Origin of the sequence: Bacillus sp. DC4300-2b2, from assembly GCF_049895685.1 — a bacterium.
GTDB classification, from domain to species: Bacteria; Bacillota; Bacilli; order Bacillales; family Bacillaceae; genus Bacillus; species Bacillus safensis.
On record NZ_JAFCSW010000001.1, the window covers coordinates 716,290 to 735,254 of the forward strand.

17 protein-coding genes are annotated in these 18,965 nt (G+C 44.0%); 2 read left to right on the forward strand and 15 right to left on the reverse strand.

Going from position 1 to position 18,965, the window contains the following annotated elements; all coding sequences use genetic code 11:
- The first annotated feature begins 340 nt into the window (after positions 1-340).
- Positions 341-1,378, forward strand: coding sequence for a pectate lyase family protein (locus tag ACP69X_RS03715; RefSeq protein ID WP_426052430.1), 1,038 nt, complete (start codon positions 341-343; stop codon positions 1,376-1,378).
- 53 nt (positions 1,379-1,431) lie between these two features.
- Here the strand turns inward: ACP69X_RS03715 and cydC are convergent, their stop codons facing one another.
- From cydC to ACP69X_RS03790, 15 genes are all read right to left on the reverse strand, one after another.
- The gene (cydC, locus tag ACP69X_RS03720; RefSeq protein WP_426052431.1) at positions 1,432-3,165 is read right to left on the reverse strand and encodes a thiol reductant ABC exporter subunit CydC; all 1,734 of its coding nucleotides are present in this window, start codon (positions 3,163-3,165) and stop codon (positions 1,432-1,434) included.
- Positions 3,155-4,891: a thiol reductant ABC exporter subunit CydD gene (gene cydD, locus ACP69X_RS03725; protein ID WP_426052432.1), complete on the reverse strand. Its 1,737-nt coding sequence runs from the start codon at positions 4,889-4,891 to the stop codon at positions 3,155-3,157. Before cydD ends, cydC begins: the two co-directional genes overlap by 11 nt.
- Entirely contained in the window at positions 4,891-5,907 is a 1,017-nt protein-coding gene (cydB, locus tag ACP69X_RS03730) for a cytochrome d ubiquinol oxidase subunit II (protein ID WP_039182483.1), read from the reverse strand. The genes cydD and cydB overlap by 1 nt, the downstream gene beginning before the upstream one ends.
- Positions 5,894-7,309: a cytochrome ubiquinol oxidase subunit I gene (locus tag ACP69X_RS03735; protein WP_039182485.1), complete on the reverse strand. Its 1,416-nt coding sequence runs from the start codon at positions 7,307-7,309 to the stop codon at positions 5,894-5,896. Before ACP69X_RS03735 ends, cydB begins: the two co-directional genes overlap by 14 nt.
- 321 nt (positions 7,310-7,630) lie before the next feature.
- On the reverse strand, positions 7,631-8,746 hold the full coding sequence (isdG, locus tag ACP69X_RS03740) for a heme oxygenase (protein WP_426052485.1): 1,116 nt from the start codon (positions 8,744-8,746) through the stop codon (positions 7,631-7,633).
- A gap of 7 nt (positions 8,747-8,753) precedes the next feature.
- A complete protein-coding gene (locus ACP69X_RS03745; RefSeq protein WP_047202949.1) occupies positions 8,754-9,767 on the reverse strand; it encodes a FecCD family ABC transporter permease in 1,014 nt (337 codons plus the stop codon).
- Positions 9,764-10,711 carry an ABC transporter substrate-binding protein gene (locus tag ACP69X_RS03750; RefSeq protein ID WP_426052433.1) on the reverse strand — a complete coding sequence of 316 codons (948 nt, stop codon included), beginning with the start codon at positions 10,709-10,711 and terminating at the stop codon, positions 9,764-9,766. Before ACP69X_RS03750 ends, ACP69X_RS03745 begins: the two co-directional genes overlap by 4 nt.
- An 18-nt stretch (positions 10,712-10,729) precedes the next feature.
- Entirely contained in the window at positions 10,730-11,482 is a 753-nt protein-coding gene (gene srtB, locus ACP69X_RS03755) for a class B sortase (RefSeq protein WP_426052434.1), read from the reverse strand.
- 26 nt (positions 11,483-11,508) lie between these two features.
- Complete coding sequence (locus ACP69X_RS03760) at positions 11,509-12,279, reverse strand: ABC transporter ATP-binding protein (protein WP_041087616.1); 771 nt, start codon at positions 12,277-12,279, stop codon at positions 11,509-11,511.
- Positions 12,266-13,252, reverse strand: a complete 987-nt coding sequence (locus ACP69X_RS03765) for a FecCD family ABC transporter permease (protein WP_041087613.1) — start codon at positions 13,250-13,252, stop codon at positions 12,266-12,268. The genes ACP69X_RS03760 and ACP69X_RS03765 overlap by 14 nt, the downstream gene beginning before the upstream one ends.
- A gap of 34 nt (positions 13,253-13,286) precedes the next feature.
- Positions 13,287-14,174 (reverse strand): heme ABC transporter substrate-binding protein IsdE, encoded by an 888-nt coding sequence (gene isdE, locus ACP69X_RS03770; RefSeq protein ID WP_041087611.1) that lies wholly within the window; start codon positions 14,172-14,174, stop codon positions 13,287-13,289.
- Between the two features lie 76 nt (positions 14,175-14,250).
- Positions 14,251-16,062 carry an NEAT domain-containing protein gene (locus ACP69X_RS03775; RefSeq protein WP_426052435.1) on the reverse strand — a complete coding sequence of 604 codons (1,812 nt, stop codon included), beginning with the start codon at positions 16,060-16,062 and terminating at the stop codon, positions 14,251-14,253.
- Between the two features lie 19 nt (positions 16,063-16,081).
- Positions 16,082-16,738, reverse strand: a complete 657-nt coding sequence (gene isdC, locus ACP69X_RS03780) for a heme uptake protein IsdC (protein ID WP_305960555.1) — start codon at positions 16,736-16,738, stop codon at positions 16,082-16,084.
- Positions 16,739-16,758: 20 nt separating this feature from the next.
- Positions 16,759-17,217, reverse strand: coding sequence for an NEAT domain-containing protein (locus ACP69X_RS03785; protein ID WP_212043628.1), 459 nt, complete (start codon positions 17,215-17,217; stop codon positions 16,759-16,761).
- A gap of 370 nt (positions 17,218-17,587) precedes the next feature.
- The gene (locus tag ACP69X_RS03790; RefSeq protein ID WP_073978800.1) at positions 17,588-17,920 is read right to left on the reverse strand and encodes a winged helix-turn-helix transcriptional regulator; all 333 of its coding nucleotides are present in this window, start codon (positions 17,918-17,920) and stop codon (positions 17,588-17,590) included.
- 177 nt (positions 17,921-18,097) lie between these two features.
- Between ACP69X_RS03790 and ACP69X_RS03795 the strand changes: the two genes are divergently transcribed.
- A complete protein-coding gene (locus ACP69X_RS03795) occupies positions 18,098-18,952 on the forward strand; it encodes a VOC family protein (protein WP_041087600.1) in 855 nt (284 codons plus the stop codon).
- The last annotated feature ends 13 nt before the right edge of the window (positions 18,953-18,965 follow it).

Sequence of the window (18,965 nt, forward strand, 5' to 3'; positions counted from 1 at the left end):
CATTTTTTCTTATGTAATGATTATGGCATTCCTTCTTCTCTAACAAAATGATGCGTTTTGATTTTCTACCAAATGGAGAGCCTTCTCTCCATAATCATGATGTCATCCTCATACCTATCGACAATGGTCCTTATCTCATGAAGATGAAATAAAATAATCATTGGCTTAGCTTCCTAGAAAATCATGGAATACGCTGCGCCTATCCTTAGCCGATGATACCTTTTTGCATGCTATGCTCTTCCTACATTCCGAATGAGGCGATGCTTGTGAAGGAAGGAGGATTGGGTGAATCACAGCTTATTTTGGAAACGTTTTCATTAAAACAAAATAAAGAATGGAGATGTTGACTTTGAAGAGAAAAGTTCCAATGTTAGCCGGTGTATTAGCTGTTGGTCTCGTCACTTCATTATTTGCACCAAACGGGGAGGCAAAAGCAGCAGCCAAATACCCAGAAAGCCCTTCTATTATGGCCAACTTTAATCAACAAGGCTTCTCCACATTAAATGGCGGCACAACAGGCGGTGAAGGCGGTAAAACCGTCACAGTCAAAACTGGAAATGAATTATTGGCTGCCCTCAAAAATAAAGGAACAAACGAAAAATTAAAAATTGTAGTAGACGGGACGATTAGCCCTTCTAATACATCAGCCAATAAAATCGATGTGAAAGATACAAATAATGTTTCGATCGTCGGTAAAGGGACGAACGGCGAATTTAATGGGATTGGTATTAAAGTATGGCGTGCCAATAACATCATCATCCGCAACTTGAAAATCCACCACAGCAAAATCGGTGACAAAGATGCGATCGGGATCGAAGGCGGTTCTAAAAACATATGGGTCGACCATAATGAACTGTACAATACATTGAATTCTGGGAAGGATGACTACGATGGTTTATTTGATGTGAAAAATGACTCTGACTATATTACCTTCTCGTGGAACTATGTACATGACAGCTGGAAAACAATGCTCATGGGCAGCTCCGATAACGATAACTACAATCGAAAAATTACGTTCCACAACAACCGTTTTGAAAACCTGAACTCTCGTGTACCGTCTATGCGCTTCGGGGAAGGACATGTCTATAACAACTATTACAAAGGCATCTTGGCAACAGCGATTAACTCACGTATGGGCGCAAAGATGAGAATTGAACACAACGTATTTGAAAACACCAATAATGCCATTGGAAGCTGGGACAGCCGTCAAGTAGGAACATGGCATGTCATCAACAACTCTTATATTAACAGCACAGGCAGTCTGCCAACATCTTCAACAGGTACGTATAACCCTCCTTATAACTACTCTTTGCTTAACGTGAACAATGTGAAATCAGAAGTGATCTCAAATACAGGTGTTGGTAAAGTAAACCCTTAAACCACAATACGTTCGGGCAGAGATTTCCTGTCCGAACGTTCTTGTCATTTCATTTATATTGTAGAAAAAGGACGATCCATTTCGTACAGTTTTTGATAACGCTTGTTTTCTTTTAGTAAATCCTGATGCTGACCCTGCATCTCAATGCGTCCGTCTTCAATAAACATGATGCGGTCACACGCCTCACAGCCAGTCAGATGATGGGTTATCCAAATAACTGTTTTCCCTTTTAACACACGGAAGATGGTTTCAAGCAATTCACGCTCTGTCCGTGGATCAAGCCCGACGGTCGGTTCATCTAATACAACAACCGGCGTATCCTGCAGCAAAATCCGAGCTAATGCCATACGCTGTCTTTCTCCACCTGAAAATCGAACCCCTGTCTCCTGAACACCTGTGTGATAACCTTCTGGCAAAGACTCGATGTAATCATGCAGCTGCACTTGTCTAGCTGCTTCTTTTACCTGCTCTTCTGTCGCCTCTGGAGATCCTAAACGGATATTGTTTATAACAGACGTATCAAATAAATAAGGCTGTTGATTGAGCACAGACACATAGGCAGACACCTTCTCTTGAATGCTTTGAACCGGTTTTCCTTGAATGCTGACAGCTCCTTGATTTGGAACGACTGCCCCTTCTAACAATTTTAAAATGGTCGATTTGCCTGCACCGCTTTTACCTAAGAGCGCGAGTGATTCCCCTTGCTTCAGAGAAAAGGACAGGTCTTGAAGTACATATTGATGCGTGTCATACCGAAAGGACACTTGATCGAAACAAACAGCTTCATCGTGAGAAAGGGTTGACTGATCCACTGCTTCGCTCTCAGTTTCTCCTTCATATGACTGCTTTTCATAATGATGTAATCTGCTGACAGCATGCTGATAGACAGGGATATCACCTGCCGCATCTGACAGCGGAAGAAAGGCTTCTGTTAATGGAAACAGCACAAGTACAAAGGCTGCAATCAGGGTGTGTGACATGGATCCTGACTGAACAACCGATCCGCTCCAATACACGACAAGCACGACAGCTCCTCCAATGATCAGCTGTGCAAAAAATTGGCGCAGACGGATAAACCGGTGCTTGGCTGCTTCAAGCGCTAACAACTGCGCTTCTTTTTGTTCATAACCATCAACAAAATCTTTCTGCCTGCCGCTGAACAGCCAGTCACTAACGCCCATGACTGCATCTGTTAAATGGCTGTACAGTTCATTTCTGCCTTTTTTCATTTGAATTTGTCTTGCCCGGTTCACAAGCACTGTGACGTATGGGAAGACGAAGACGAGAAGTGCCATATAAAGCAGCATCAGTCCAGCAAAAGGCCATGAGAAAAGGCCAAGTGCTCCAATGGATGCGGCATATAAAAGCAGTGCACCGATGGATGGAAAGATGGTTTTTAAATAGGCATCCTGCAGTCTCTCCACATCATCTGACAAGAGACCAAGCATTTCACCTGTCCCCAGCTTTGTCTGTTTGGCACTTCGTTCAGCCATGTCATACAGACGCACACGCATTTTTTCAATCATTGTCAAAATGAGTTGATGGCTCGCCAGCCTTTCTGCATAGCGGGCAGCAGAGCGCGAAATACCAAAGGTACGTACAGCCACGATTGGGACGTAGACCATGAGTATATTCTCAGGTCTTGTCGCGGCTTTTGAAATGAGAAAGCCCGACGTGTACATCAGCATAGAAGCAGAGAATACCGCAATGGCTCCTAAAAATAAAACCAAGGCAAACAGCTTTCGATTCTCCTTGATATAAGGTATAAACCAGCCTTTACTGATCATGTGTGACCGCCCCCATTTGCTCCTGTACCAATTGATAATACACGCCTTTTCTATGCATTAATGATTCATGTGTCCCCATTTCTGCGACGGTTCCTTGATCCATGACAATGATTTCATCCATGTCCTGCATCCAATGGAGTCTGTGTGTCGCTAAGAACACAAGTTTATGTTCAAACAGTGGAAGCATTGTTTTCTTCAATTCGTACTCTGTTTCAATATCGAGATGCGCCGTTGGTTCATCTAACAGCATAATCGACCGCTGGCCCAGCACAGTTCGAGCAAGGGCAATTCTTTGCGCCTGTCCGCCGCTTAGCCCTCTTCCCTGTTCTCCAATGACCTCATCCAGGCCATTTGGCAGCTGCGTGACAAGCTGAGTTAAACCAGCCTCATGCACAGCTCTTTCCACTTCTTCATCTGTTGCATTCGGTTCATAAAAACGAATGTTTTCTCTTAATGTCATGTGAAATAAATAGGGATGCTGCGGCATATAGACAACTTCCTTTTGCCATTCCTTCATCTGTAAATGAACAAGCGGCTGGCCGTTTAGCGTGATTTGACCCGAAGACGGTTCAACAAAGCCGCCGAGGACATCGGTTAACGTCGATTTCCCTGAACCACTGGCACCAATGATGCCGATTTTTCTCTTCCCTTTTACAGTGAGATCTACATCCTGAATGGAATAAGGGGCATGTTCATCATGCTGGACACAAACATCTTGCAGCGTGAGCACGGATTGTTCATCCCACTTGTCCAGCTGCACTGATTGTGTCTCCTGCGTGCGGAAGCCCTTTTCTTCTAAAATGACCTGCATAGCTTCATTCGCTTCTTTTCCATTTAACGTCGCATGATAATCATTTCCTACTTCACGTACCGGCAGGAAATACTCTGGCGCCAGCATAAGCGCCGTCAAAGCCGGCAATAAGAGAAGCTCTCCTTCAATTAATCGCAAGCCAAGAAAAACAGCGACGGTTGCAATTGATAGCATGGAAAAGAAATCGAGCGCAAACGATGACAGAAAGGCGACCTTCAGTGTGCTCATGGTCGCTTTTCGATATCGCTTTGACACCTCTGCAATATTACGGGAGTGCTTTTTGCTGATACCTAAGTAACGAAGCGTCTCAAGGCCACGGAGAGAGTCAGTAAAATGATTGGATAATTTCTCATACGATCTCCATTGTTTGGCCGCTTTACGCTGAGCAACAAGGCCTAGCAAAATCATAAAAATAATTAAAATAGGCAGCGTCACAATTAAAATGACGGCCGATGTTTCATCTAATGTCCACACATAGATAAGGACCATTGCCGGAATCACTGCCATGTTCACCATTTTCGGCAAAAACAGCTGTAAATACTGACGGTATTGAGCAATTCCTTCCATTGCTAATGTGACAAGCTTTCCTGTCCCTTTTTTCTTTGCGAAGGCAGGCCCTAATCGAAAAAGTTGGTCTAGCAGCTGCTTTCTGACGTCTGCTCCAATTCGGGAAGAGTACGTAAACATGACCTTCTCCCGAATCAAGGTGAGACCGTGCCGCACAAGAAAGGCAGCAAGAAATAGCAGGACATATGGCGTTGCCTGCGAGAGGCTTTTCCCGTCAAACAGCGTTGTAATGGCATGTGCCAGCCACTGTGCTTGGAAAATAATACTTGCTCCTTGGATGAGTGACACAATACCTAAGAGGGCAAGAAGCCCTCTCATTCCTTTTAGTTGAAGCAAACGTTTATCCATTAGTAGGTCATTGGCTCCTTACCGCTTACACGTTTACGGAAGACGTAATAGCTCCAAATTTGATACCCAAGCACAAAGGGCAGCAAAGAAATGGCCACAATCGTCATGACCGTCAGTGAATAAGATCCAGATGCAGCGTTTTGAATCGTGAGATCAAATGAATGGCTGATTGAACTAATCATGACGCGCGGGAACAATGCAGTGAACAGCATGGACACCGTCACCATGATGCCTGCGCCTGTGAATAAGAATGTCCAGCCATCACGTTCTTTTCTCATCAAAACAAGAGCAGCTATATAACAAGCCACAATCAGCACAGTTAACGGAATGGTGATGATCGGGCGTACGGTATAAATGTCTGTTTCTATGATGGACACACCGACAAAAATAACAAGAACAGGGAGTGCAATAAGCAGGACACGCTGGCCCAGTTTTCTTGCACGATCTCTTAATTCACCCTCTGTACGAAGTGTGACGAAAATCAAGCCATGCAACAGGCAAAGAACTGTCACAGCTACCCCGCCGATCACTGAATAAAGATTCACAAAGTCCGTAAAACCAGCGTACATGTTCATGTCTTGATCAATTGGCATCCCGCGTAAAATACTCGTGAATAATACACCTAGTAAAAATGGCGGAAGCAGACTGCCAAAGAAGATGACCCAGTCCCACACCTTGATCCAAGAGGCTTTCTCAACCTTCCCTCGGAATTCAAAGGCGACCCCGCGCCCAATGAGCGCTAAGAGGAGAACCGCAAACGGAATATAGTATCCGCTGAACATCGTGGCATACCAGTGAGGAAATGCAGCGAAAATAGCGCCGCCAGCTGTAATCAGCCAGACCTCATTCGCATCCCAGAAAGGACCAATCGTATTGATTAAAATGCGGCGCTCGTGCGCGTCCTTTCCAAGCAGCTGCATGGACATCCCGACACCAAAATCAAATCCTTCTAAGAAGAAAAATCCAACAAACAATACTGCGACAAGAATAAACCAAATCTCGTTAAGATATGCCATGATATGCGCCTCCATCAAATGGATCTGTAGACAGGTCCGTTTCATCCTTTTGATCTGTATCTTCTTCAGAATGTGCACCTTTTTTAATTTCTCGAATGAATAAGTAAGCGAGCACAATAGCAAGAATCAGATACATCGCCGTAAAGCTAATGACTGAGAATAACAGCATGCCATACGATACGTTCGGTGAAATCGATTGAGCCGTCGTCATCATGCCAAAGACGGTCCACGGCTGACGCCCGATCTCAGTCATGATCCAGCCGGCTGAGTTCGCAATAAACGGGAACGCAATCATCCATACCATGAAGCGTAAATACCATTTGTTTGTTTCAAGTTTCTTTCTAAAGCTTAAGTACAAGCCAATCATACTAGCAAAAATCATCAGCATGCCTGCACCGACCATGATTCTAAAGCTCCAGAATGTTGTTTTCACTGGCGGAATATAGTCCCCGGGACCAAACTTGGCTTCATATTCTTTTTGAAGTGTCAGCATACCTGGAACATCCCCGCTGAACTTCGAATAAGCCAAATAACTTAAGGCAAACGGAATATTGATCTCCGCAGAGTTTTCTTTTTTATCTGTGTCAATGTTGGCAAATAGTGTCCAAGCCGCTGGATCTCCACTATCCTTCCAAAGGGCTTCACTTGCTGCCATTTTCATTGGCTGTGATTTCATTAAATGCTTCGCTTGATCGTGTCCAGAGAACGCCACACCTAAGCCAGAAATTAAAGCGAGGACCATCGCAATCTGGAATGACTTTTTGAAAAAGGCGATTTCTTGCTTTTTAATCATTTTATAGGCACTAACTCCTGCAATAAAGAAAGCTCCTGTTGCCAGTGCACCAAACAGAACGTGCGGGAATTCAACCCAAAGCTGCGGGTTCGTTACAAGAGCGCCAAAATCATTCATTTCTGCACGACCATTTTTAATGGCAAATCCAACTGGCTCCTGCATAAATGAGTTGGCGAGTAAAATCCAAAACGCCGAAAAGATCGTACCAAGGGAAACAAGCCAAATGCACAATAAATGAATTTTCTTCGGCAGACGATCCCAGCCGAATATCCAAAGTCCAATAAATGTAGATTCAAGGAAAAAGGCCAAAAGCGCTTCAATGGCAAGCGGTGCACCAAAGACATCACCGACAAACCTTGAATAATCTGACCAGTTCATCCCAAACTGGAATTCCTGCAGAATCCCTGTCACCACACCTACTGCAAAGTTAAGTAAGAACAGGTGACCCCAAAACTTCGCCATCTTTTTATAGATGTCTTTTTTCTTGACGACATAAAGGGTCTGCATCAATGCGACGATAAACACCAAACCTATTGACATAGGAACAAAAATAAAATGAAATAATGTCGTTGAAGCAAATTGAAATCTTGCTAAAAACAGCTCACTCACAGCCTTACATCCTCCCTTACTTTCACATGCCGAATGATTCATGCTCACCATTTCACAAAATGTTCACTATTTGTTCAATGATTCACAAATAAAAGTCCATTTGAAATGGTTCACTCGGTGAAATTTTACTCTTGATTTTCATTCGGTTAGTTATTTATACCTGTACTTTACACCCATACGCTTCAAAAATAAAGTAAATTTTACCTAAAAATTGGATGGTATTGTGTCAGTTGTTTGAATACTTTGTCAAAAATATGTGACGGAAAATAAAAAAGCGAAAAAAATAGCGCTGCATGTGGGCCGCAACGCTATGTTTCTTTTTTAGGCTTTTTTCTGTAATGCAGGTCTTGTGACTTGCACTTCATAATACGTAATTTTATTTTTTAAAAGGCCTTCAGGTTTTGCTTTTCCGTGAGCGTGTGCATCTCCAAATGCCTGAGATTTTGTCCAGTTCACAAAATCTTCTTTTCGATTCCAGCGGGTATGAATGGTCACTTCATCGTAATCGGTTGTCTGCTGTGTGACCCAGACTTCCATGCCTAAAAATCCTTCCATGAATTCTACTTGTCCCTGCTTGTTAAAACGCTTAACGAGGTGGTCTGCACTGCCTTTTTCTACTCTAACCTGGTTGTTTACAATGATCATGTTTGATTCATCTCCCTTTTGTTGTTGGATCGAAGCGATTGGGATAATGAGCGGATGCTCTCCATCTAAGTGAACCTCTGCCTGAATCCCAAAGACTTCTTTGAAAAAGTTTTCTGTTAATACTTCGTTTGGTGTCCCTATTTGGTAAACCTGACCACGCTTCATCGCAATCAGGCGATCACAATATTTTGCTGCCTGCTGCAGGTCATGAAGAACCATTAAAATGGTGATCCCATGCGTTTCATTCAGCTGTTTGAGCAGCTCCAGTAAATCAAGCTGGTGCGCAATATCTAAGAAAGTGGTAGGCTCATCCAGAATAATCGTCTCTGTCTTCTGAGCCAGTGCCATTGCAATATACGCCTTTTGCCTTTCTCCGCCTGACAATGTATGCAGCATCCTGTTTTCATTTACGCGGCTATTTGTCACATCAAGCGCCCACTCTATCGCTTCCTGATCTGCCTGCGAGCTCTTTTTCCAGATCGAACGATGCGGACTGCGTCCAAGTGCAACCAGCTCACGTACTGTCATCGATGGGATGGCAGTTCTCGTCTGCATTAGAACGGCGATTTCCTGTGCAATCTCCTGCGCTGTCATTTCTTTTTGCGGGATATCGTGAATATAAATCATGCCGCTTTCGATCGACGTAAGGCGTGCGGCCGCTTTAATTAACGTCGACTTCCCTGACCCATTCGGTCCAATAATTCCTGTTACACTCCCTTTAGGCACAACTGCTGAAATAGACGACAATCGAAAGCCTCCTTGACTGAGACTCACGTCATTCATCGCAATCACATCCAACTTAACCCCTCCCTTTCTTTTTTAATAAATAGAGGAAGAAAGGTGCACCGATACAGGCAAGCAGAATACCCACAGGCAGTTCAACCGGTGTAAACCATACCCGTGCCGCTGTATCTGCAAAGACCACAAGTACGCCGCCGCCCAGCATTGAGATCGGAAGCAGGTACCGGTAGTCATCTCCAATTAAAAGGCGGATAAAATGAGGGACGACAAGACCGACAAATCCAATTAAACCGCTCACGCTTACCGCCGCACCCGCCAAAAGCGCCGCCAGTGCAATTAAGAAAAAACGGGTTCGCTCGACTCTAAGGCCGAGCAGCTGCGCTGACTCATCACCAAGTAAAAGAAGATTTGCGGGCTTGATCGCAAAAAAACAAAGACACAAACCGGCAAGCGCATAGGGTGACACAAAGCTCAGATGATGCCAGCTCCGTCCATTTAATCCTCCCGATAAAAAAGGCAGAACAGCCTGCACACGCTCACTATAAAGCACCATCAACCCATTCATGACCGCACCAAGCAGGGCATTGACTGCCACTCCCGCCAGAATCAATTTCAGTGGCGAAACCCCTTGGTCAAACGACAGGATATACACAACGAGTGCCGCTAATAAAGCGCCAAGGAAGGCAGCTGCTGGAAGCAGATATGTGAATTGTGGAAACACAATCATGCTGAGTACAGCCGCTAATCCACCGCCGGCGGTCACTCCGATGATGCCAGGGTCAGCGAGTGGATTTCGGACGACTCCTTGTAAAATCGCTCCTGATGCTGCGAGACAGGCCCCGACGATGAAGCCTATGAGAACGCGCGGCAGGCGTAAATCCATGACGATTTTTTCATGGACAGGCTGGCCTGATCCCGTCAAAGCAGCGATCAAATCTGGCAGCGATAATTGAACAGAACCTAATGCAAGCCCTAGACATATGCCCACACCTAGCGAAAGAAGCAGTCCCGGTATCAGCCATCTTCGTCTCGACTGTCTTTTTTGAAAATCTAACTCTGCATTCACCTTCATGATGACAATCGCTTCAATCGCTTCAATCTCTTCTCTAGTTCATCAATCGCCTTGATGACGTCTGCGCCTGGATTCGTCCCGAATAAATCACTAGGCAGAATCTCCACGCGGCCATTTTTGACAGCTGATACGTCGTGCCATGCTGCATTCTGTTTCATTTCACTCATAAAGCCCGCTTTCACATCTTCAGGATTGCTGTGTGTCATGAGCAGAATGAGATCAGGATCGGCTTCGATCACCTTTTCTGCATTGATTTGGGCGTATTGGGGGAATTTTTCGAGTGCCGGTTCTTTCTCAGCAATGTTTGCACCCCCGGCGATATGCAGTAAATCTCCGCTCAAGGATTGAGGAAGCGCCGCCATATATGTGCCGGGTGCACCGTACACAACGAGTGTTTTTACTTTTTTCTTAGGCTGCTTGACCTGCTTTTTCCGCTCATCAATTTCATCATTGAGTGCTTTAGCCTTTTGCTGCTTCCCAAGCAACTCCCCAAATAACGATATTTGGCGCTGGATGTCCTTCACAGAATTGGCGCTTGTCAAAAGAAGCTGTGAACCAATTCCTTCTATTGTAGAGATGTCCTTGCTGTTTAATTGTTCATTTCCAAGCACAACATCAGGCTTTAAGCTTGTGATCAGCTCTACATCAAATTGATGCGTTGTGCCAATCGTTTGTACGGACTTTGCCTTTTGTAAGCTGTCTGGTAACTCGGCAGTTGGCCTGCCGACCGCCTCACCGCCTAAAGCATATAGAATGCTCATGTCCCCGGTCGACAAGGCGACGATACGCTGAGGGGATTCATCAAACGACAGCGTTCTTCCGGTAAAATCCTTTATCTTCAGCGCTCCTGCCGCGCTTTCTTTCTCTACAGGTGCTGCCTGACTGCATCCGCTGAGGAGAAGCATCAAGACGAGTCCTGCCAAGATCACATGTGAAAATTTCAACCGCCTGTCTCTCCTTTTCTAGTAAACTTTCTTTAGCTTTGCCTGTACCACGAGACGCCCGTTTTTAGGTGCAAGCACATGATCACAGGTCGATAAGGTGAGGATGAGGTCATCTGTGGACACGTCTGTCTTTGTTTGATAGATTGATTTCTTCCGCACAGCTTGCAAGTAGTGCGCATATTCGCCAAGATCTTGAAAATCGGTTTGAATATAGTCGAAGTCAACCGTCGTTTCATACACAGCAAAAATCTCCGCTTCATAGCTTTGATACAGCGTATCGTACTGAAATGTCCGGTGCTCTTGGAAGAAATCTTTTTTTAGATAGTTTGTGAGTCCAGCGAACATGGATCCATCCCTCATCCGATGGCCGTACACCACTGTATTTGGGCTTTCATGCAGGACATCATTACGATAATCCATAAAGATACTGCCTGCCCGGGTGTCGTTTTTTAAATAATTGCGAGTTAAGTAGAACGCATTATCGCGAGATTGAACGATCGGATACTGAATCATCGTGTCCTTCATATTGATCCAGCCGACAATGTCCTCATTCACCTTCCGCAGCTCATCAAATGACGAACGGATCTTTCCCGGCTCCCGTTTTTCATTCATTTCTTCTTCAAGTCCATACATCGTCTGGGCCTTTGCAAGCACCTGGCGATTTTGATAATAACCGAAAAGTTCGAAACCGATGGCTGTACCGCTATAAATAAACACTCCTAAACAAACGATCGTCAGCATCCGCTGCCAAAGCCGTTTTCCTCGTTTCACACTGTCTCACCTGCTTTTTGCCCAGCTTATATACCAACAGGCACGATGTACATCCCTGTTTCTGCATCCTGTCTAATCGTCACGGACACATCATAAATGTGCCGTACGTTTTCCTCTGTTAACACATCGTTTGGCTGTCCTTCACTGATAATCTGTCCATCCTTCATCGCTATGATGATATCGCTGTAGCGGACAGCCTGATTCATATCGTGGAGCACCATGACAATGGTTAATCCGTGCATGGCATTCAGCTCACGAATCAGCTCAAGAATGTCAAATTGATAGTAGATATCCAAATAAGTTGTCGGTTCATCTAAGAAAAGGATCGGTGTTTTTTGCGCAAGTGCCATCGCAATCCATACACGCTGCCGCTCTCCACCTGACAGTGAGGCGAGCGGCACCTTTCGTTTGTCCGTTAGCTTTGTACTGGACAGCGCCCACTCTATCGCTCTCTCATCCTCTTCCTTGTCTCCTCCGCGCATTGTCTGGTACGGCGTTCTGCCGAATGCCACGACCCGTTCGATCGTTAAATCAAGCGGTGCTTCATTTTGCTGATGGACGACAGCTAACTTTTTTGCCAGCTCCTTTGGCTTGAACGCATTCAGCGCTTGCCCATCTAAGTGAATCTGCCCTTTATTTGGACAATGATTATTTGCCATTAAGGAGAGCAGTGTGGATTTTCCCGAGCCATTTGGACCGATAATGGTTGTGATTTTCCCCTTTTCAATCTGTGTTGTGACCGATTGAACGATGTCCTTCTGCTGGTCATATGAGAATGACACCTCACGAATGTCCATGGAGACGGTCCCCCCTTTTTAATAAAAAGATCAGAAACGGCCCGCCAATCACGGCCATAATCGTAGAAGCAGGAATCTCATTTGGCGCCACAAGCGTCCTGCCAAGCGTATCAGCCGTCAAAATAAGCAAAGCCCCGCTTAACGCAGAAAATGGAATCAGTACCCGGTGATCCGAGCCAACAAGCCTTCTTGAAATGTGCGGAATGAGCAAGCCGACAAAGGCTATCACGCCCGCTACTGCAGCTGTCACCGCCGCAAGTAAAACGGCTGTGATGGAAATCAAAAGGCGCATTCTGGTCACACGCAATCCTAAGTTTTTCGCTGTCTTGTCTTGAAGAGCCAGGAGGTTGCACCATTTGCTGAAGAAGAGTGCAACGACAAGACCGACGACACCATAGACACCGATTAAACGGACATCTCCCCACGTTTTCATCGTGAGATTCGACTGTCCTGACTGATTAATTGTGATATTGAAATAGCTGCAAATGGTCACAAATGCTTCAGCCATCCCAGTAAACATGGCATTGATGGCGATCCCAACTAAGATCATGCGGATCGGGCTTAAACCACCCTTCCAAGATAGAACGTATACGAGGAAACACGCAATCGCCCCGCCTAATACCGAAAATAAAGGTGAGTAGAAATAAAATTGAGGAAGCGCTGTAATCGCCATTAATGAAAAGAAGCTGGCTCCTGATGAAATCCCAATGACGCCGGCATCAGCTAATGGATTCCTCATGACCGACTGCAGCAGTACACCGGAGACAGATAAGGCGGCCCCTGTAAACATCGCGATGAGCACGCGGGGGATTCTCAAATCTTTAATGATTTCTACCTGTGCATGTTGACCGGTGATGAGCCCTTCTAATAATTCAATTGGGGTCACATGAATGCTCCCAGTAATGGCTGAATAAATAAACACGCAGACCAGTAAGAGACTGACTATCAGAAATAAAAATCCTGTTTTTTTCATCTTGAACGTCCTTTTATCATTAAGATTCGCAAACTTATGACGGATACAACATACGAGTCAATTCATCTAATGCCTCTGCTGCCTTTAAATTGCCTGTTGTCCCGAATAAGCTTTCTTCGAGGTCATACACCCGGTTTTGTTTGACCGCATTAAAATGTTTCCAGATGTCATTTGTTTTAAATTCTTGATCAAACATTTTGACGACTTCATCCGGCATCCCATGTGCGGCTCGGAGAATGATATCTGGATTGGCTTTTTGTAAATACTCCGTATTGGATTCCAAATACTCCATTTTCTCGCCTTCCACAATGTTCTTTCCTCCTGCGATACGTACAAGATCACCAATATATGAATTTTCTGTCGCCACCAAATAACTTCCTGGCACACCAAGCAAAATCAGAACGGACGGCTTGCGTTTTCCTTTTGCCTTCTCTTGTATGTCTTTCTTTTTTTGCTCAAACGCAGACACAATGCGCTCAGCCTGCTTCTTCCTGTCATACTGATCCCCAAGCTTCGTGATGACCTTCTCCATGTTGGCCATACTCTCGAGATTTAAGTATGTGGCAGGGACACCTGCTTGCTGAAAGGGTTTCTCTAAATCATATTGAAGGGTTGTGACAGACAGGACATCTGTCGGTTGAAGTGATTGGATGATTTCCATGTCCGGGCTCATGGGATTGCCGACTTCTGGCAGTCCTTTGTAACGAGTGGGCAAGGATTTTTGACTTGTTGGCACCCCGACAAGATCCACCTCTAAAGCATCCATGATCTCCGCAGCAGCTACAGTCGTTGCTACAATACGCTCACTTGATTCAGCGCTTTTTTTGCCTTTTGCTGAGCTTTCAGCTGACTGTGAGCAGCCCGATAAGATCATGCACACACTGAAGGCAGCGATCAAGGTACTTAACATTCGATGCTTCAAAAACAGAAGCCTCCTTTCGAAAAAAGAGAGTGGATGCGCCGAGGAAAAAGGCGCATCTCACTTAAAATAAAACGAACTATCTTGTCCGTGTTTGATATTTTCTGACGAGTACGAATAACGAACCGCCGAATAAAAGAATATACACCCAAAGAAGAGAGGTATCTCCCGTTTTCGGATTCAGCTGTCCAGACTCAGATTTGGTTTGATCATCTGATGGCGTAAATGTCATCTGCTCCGCACCCGTTTCCTCCGGTGCTACATTCTCAAGTTGAGTTGTTTGAGAATCGTGATCATTTGGATTTTTGACAAATCCGATACTCTCATCGTCTCCAATGACCGTTGAAATGCCGCTTCCCTCACCGAGAGCGATTCCTTTTGTGTCATAGACAAGTTTGACATCGTACTGCTCATGGTAGTTCGCAGCTGGAATATCAATTTTTACGCGTGCAGCCTGAGCACTGCTTAAACTTTTTGCTTCATATTGAATGACACGTGTATCTGCTTTTTGATCTGTTTTCGCGACAAGTGTCTCTTCAAATTTTCCGCCTGTTCCTACTTGGAATGACGTGATGGCTGAGCTGTTTTTCACTTTATATGAAACGAAATGGCGGCCATTTTTCACAACCAGTGTCGCAGGGCTCACGACGTAATCGTTCATGCGGGAAAGCTCATCCTTGTCTGCTTTCTTCATTGAGAAAGGAAGCTTGTATACACCATCTTTTAGCTGAGTAGTCTCTTGATCAGCTCCGCTGTTATTTGTTTCTGGTGATGGTGTATTTGGTTTTGGCGTTTCTGGTGTAGCTGGTGTTTCTTCCTCTACCACCTGCCCGTCCTTCACTGGAGCGATACTCTTTGAGTCAAATTGAAAACGAATATCGTAGGTTTGGTCATAGTTAGCGGCTGCTACTACAATGTGTACTTTTCCTTTCACCGCTTTTTTCAAATCAGCAGCATCAAATGAAACCACTCTTGTATTCTTCGCTTCATCTGTGCTCACTGTCTTTGCTTCTTGATAAGAACCGTTTTTCTCTGTTTTCAAAGAAGCGACAGACTTATGATCCTTCACTGTAAAGGAAATGGTCTGCTTTCCATTTTTGACGGTTAAGGATGCGGGATGTGAGAAGTATTGATTCATTCGAGATGCTTCATCCGTATCCCCTTTTAGCACACTGTAATTGATACGATATACGCCATCTTTTAATTGATTTTGCGCAGAATCATCTGGCTTTGTGCCATTGTTATTGCCTGGTGTTGTCGGTTGATCGTCTGGTTTTGTGCCATTTTGGTCATCCGGTTTAGTTTCATTGTCATCTGGCTTTGTACCGTTTTGGTCATCCGGTTTAGTTTCATTGTCGTCTGGCTTTGTACCGTTTTGATCATCTGGTTTTGTTTCGTTATCGTCTGGTTTTGCAGGCGTAACGAGTGTTAGGCTGCTTTGATCGAATGCAAGCTGTACGTCATATGCTTCGTCATAAATAAAGCCGCCTAAATCCCAGTAAATTTTCACCCAGCCGTTTAATTTCGCTGATAAGTCGGCGACATCAAATTTGATCACACGTGTATTGGCTGTTTCGTCCTCACTGACCGTTTCAGTGGTAACGAGAGCACCATTTTGTTCAACCTTGAAATCTGTTATTTCTTTGCTTTGCTTCAGTGTGACATAGGCTGTTTTCTTGCCATTTTCCACAATCAGCTTAGCTGGCTTTTCTGTATAGGTATCCATCATGGACGCTTCTGTGCTGCCATTTTTTAAAATGGTGAACCCGACTGTGTATTCACCATCAACGAATGAAGCCGCTTGAGCTGTTCCTTGAGGAATCTGAAACGCAGTCAACAAACTGAATAAAACAAGCAGAATGGCTGCCTTTAGATGAAAAAGACGTTTCAAATGGTGACACTTCCTTCCGTTAATGCTTGATGATCCACTTTCTTGCTAAAAACCCGCCAGAACATAAGACAAGCACAAGGAGCCACCCTATTTGGCTTGTATCACCAGTTTGAGGGTTCTCTTCTTGTTGTTTCGTTGTGGATGTATCAGCTTTGTTTGTTGATTCTTTTGATGGCTGCTGACTTTCTTGTGCACCCGTTGATTTATTTGCACTGTTAGACGATAGCGATTTCATACTGCTTTCATCAAATTTCAGCTGAATGGTGTAATCATGATCATAATCAGCAGATTTTACAGTGACGTGAATTTTTGACTTGATCGGTTTAGACAGGCTCTGAGCTTGGAACTGAACGAGTCTTGTATTCGCTTTTTTATTCGTTGAGAGAACAGTTGTGTCGACATAGCCGCCATTTCCAGGCACTTTAAATTCCGTTACCCAGCTGCTATTTTTAATCGTCATTTGTACTGTCAGGTTTCCATTTTTCGCTATCACTTTTGCTGGCTTCAACCAGTAATCATTTGCCATTGAGACCGCATTTCCTTCAGCTTTTAGCACTGTATAATTGACGGAGTATGTACCATCCTTTAATGCGGCAGCCTGTGCGTTTGAAAAAGGCAGCATAAGTGCCAGTAAAAAAGCGGCCATGAAGGCTGGCAGCCTCATCCATTTTTTCATCAAGCGAATTTCCTCCCTTTCTATTGAACAGATGCCGCATCAAACTTGAGGCGAATGTCATAATTACCTGTATATCCGATGACCGGTACAGTCACACTCACTTTTGCTGGTACAACCTCAGTCAGGCTGTTCACATTGAATTCTACGGTTCTCTTATTTGCAGCTGTATTTGTACTGATCACCTTCGCATCTTTGTAGACACCTTGATCGAGCGTTTTAAAGCTTGTGATCCAAGAGCTATTCGTTAACGTGACTTGTGCTTTGATTTTTCCATCCTTTACGACAAGCTTGGCTGGTTTTTCAAAATACGTATTCGCTGTTGAAGTCGAATCGCTATCAGCCTTCCATACCACATATTGCGCTGAATATTGACCATCTGCTAAGCCAGCTGCTGAGGCCGAGCTAACAGGAGCTAGAGCAAATAGTAGAACAAAACTAAGGAATAATAATACGGGTGATGTTGAACGAATGACTTTCATGTGAACCCTCCTAAATGATATTGATAATTATTCTCAATAGACAATAAAAAAAATAACCTTCACAAGTGCTGGAACACACTTATAGATGATTATGATAATCATTATCAATTGAGTTAAAAAAATAAATCTTTGCTTCCTAAAAGTCAAAGATGTCTGCTTCTAAATGATGGATTGATACGAGTTTTAGGCTATCTGTCCCATTTATAATACCATGGCATAACCTCCATTCCATTACAGGGAAAAGAACCCTCTTCTCCTTGATATTATATAATGCATGAAATGATTGTCAACATCATTTTTCATACTATTGTCTTAGTTTTCTGGAAAATCACACAAAAAAATTTCGATCAGACACACTGATCGAAATGGATTAAGATGAAACATGTTCCTCTATTTTGCTATTTTTACGATCTAAAGACCAAGCATACATTTCACGAATAATCGGTTCAATTTTCTTCCCTTGAACTGTTAATTCGTATTCAATCCGCACTGGAATATCGGGGTATACTTTTTTCTCAACAAGTCCCTCAGCTTCTAAATCCTTCAGCCTTTCTGATAGTAATCTTCCGCTGATGTTCATTTCATTTTCAAGCTGACAAAAACGCTTAGGTCCGGTCAGAAGCTGATTGATGATGAGAATGACCCACTTCTTGCCTAGAATCTCCATGGCATCTGTAATTGGACAGCCATCTACCTGAGCCATATCTTACTCCCTCCTGCTTTTTTCTCTTTTTTTTATTATAACACAATTAATTACTTGAAATAAGTCACTAACTATTATATAGTTTAGTTACTAAAAGTAACAAGGTATTCATTTTTTATATATTTTCAAAAACATTTGAACATGCCGATGCATATATCATGAAGGAGATGACCGAGCTTGAAGACAATTGAGCAGCTAAGGCTGGGTGTAACAGAATTACATGTGTCCAGCTTTGATCGTTCTTTACCTTTTTATACAGACATTTTAGGATTTTCTATATTAGAAAAGACAGATTCCACGGTAACACTTGGCAGCAATGCAAAGGAACCGATTCTTTTGTTAAAAGAAGATGCACAACTCAAAGAAAAGCCTGATCATGAGCCAGGACTTTATCATTTTGCTGTTTTATTACCTACCAGAAAAAACCTGGGCACATGGCTGGCACATGTAATCAAAAAAGGCTATCCTTTAATTGGAGCAAGCGATCACTTTTTCAGTGAAGCCATTTATTTAAGTGATCCTGACGGCATTGGCGTAGAAATTTATGCTGACCGTCCTCAGGACATTTGGGTCGGTGAGCATGGAGAACTGAAAGGTGGCGGAAATGCACCGCTTGATGGAGATGGACTCCTGCAAGAAGCTGCTGATACCACATGGGAAGGACTCCCTGCCGGTACAGTGATGGGACACTTGCATTTCCATCTCAACCCAGAAGAAGCGGATTCCTTTTATGTCAATACGCTCGGTTTTCATATCCGAATGGCTCCACCAGCAAGCGTATTTATCGCCGCTGGTTTGTACCACCACCACCTTGCCTTTAATGCATGGGGACGCGGACGAAAAGGAGCCATTGATCCACGTTTTTCAGGAATTAGAAGCTATACACTGGTTTTCCCAGAAGAAGCAGACAGACAATCCGTCGTCGAACGTCTGACAAAAGCAGGCACTCAAGTCAACACGACAGGAAAAAGCAGCGAATTTGTTGATCCATTTGGCGTTCTCGTTCGTTTACAGATTGAAGAAACAGACTAAAAAGAAGGTGCAG

What these genes read in the sequence shown, in the direction of transcription:
- isdC (WP_305960555.1), bottom strand. Translation starts at nt 16,738, where the DNA reads ATGAAAAAATGGATGAGGCTGCCAGCCTTCATGGCCGCTTTTTTACTG.
- ACP69X_RS03715 (WP_426052430.1), top strand. Translation starts at nt 341, where the DNA reads ATGTTGACTTTGAAGAGAAAAGTTCCAATGTTAGCCGGTGTATTAGCT.
- ACP69X_RS03790 (WP_073978800.1), bottom strand. Translation starts at nt 17,920, where the DNA reads ATGGCTCAGGTAGATGGCTGTCCAATTACAGATGCCATGGAGATTCTA.
- ACP69X_RS03765 (WP_041087613.1), bottom strand. Translation starts at nt 13,252, where the DNA reads ATGAAAAAAACAGGATTTTTATTTCTGATAGTCAGTCTCTTACTGGTC.
- ACP69X_RS03785 (WP_212043628.1), bottom strand. Translation starts at nt 17,217, where the DNA reads ATGAAAGTCATTCGTTCAACATCACCCGTATTATTATTCCTTAGTTTT.
- cydB (WP_039182483.1), bottom strand. Translation starts at nt 5,907, where the DNA reads ATGGCATATCTTAACGAGATTTGGTTTATTCTTGTCGCAGTATTGTTT.
- ACP69X_RS03760 (WP_041087616.1), bottom strand. Translation starts at nt 12,279, where the DNA reads ATGGACATTCGTGAGGTGTCATTCTCATATGACCAGCAGAAGGACATC.
- cydD (WP_426052432.1), bottom strand. Translation starts at nt 4,891, where the DNA reads ATGGATAAACGTTTGCTTCAACTAAAAGGAATGAGAGGGCTTCTTGCC.
- cydC (WP_426052431.1), bottom strand. Translation starts at nt 3,165, where the DNA reads ATGATCAGTAAAGGCTGGTTTATACCTTATATCAAGGAGAATCGAAAG.
- ACP69X_RS03745 (WP_047202949.1), bottom strand. Translation starts at nt 9,767, where the DNA reads ATGAAGGTGAATGCAGAGTTAGATTTTCAAAAAAGACAGTCGAGACGA.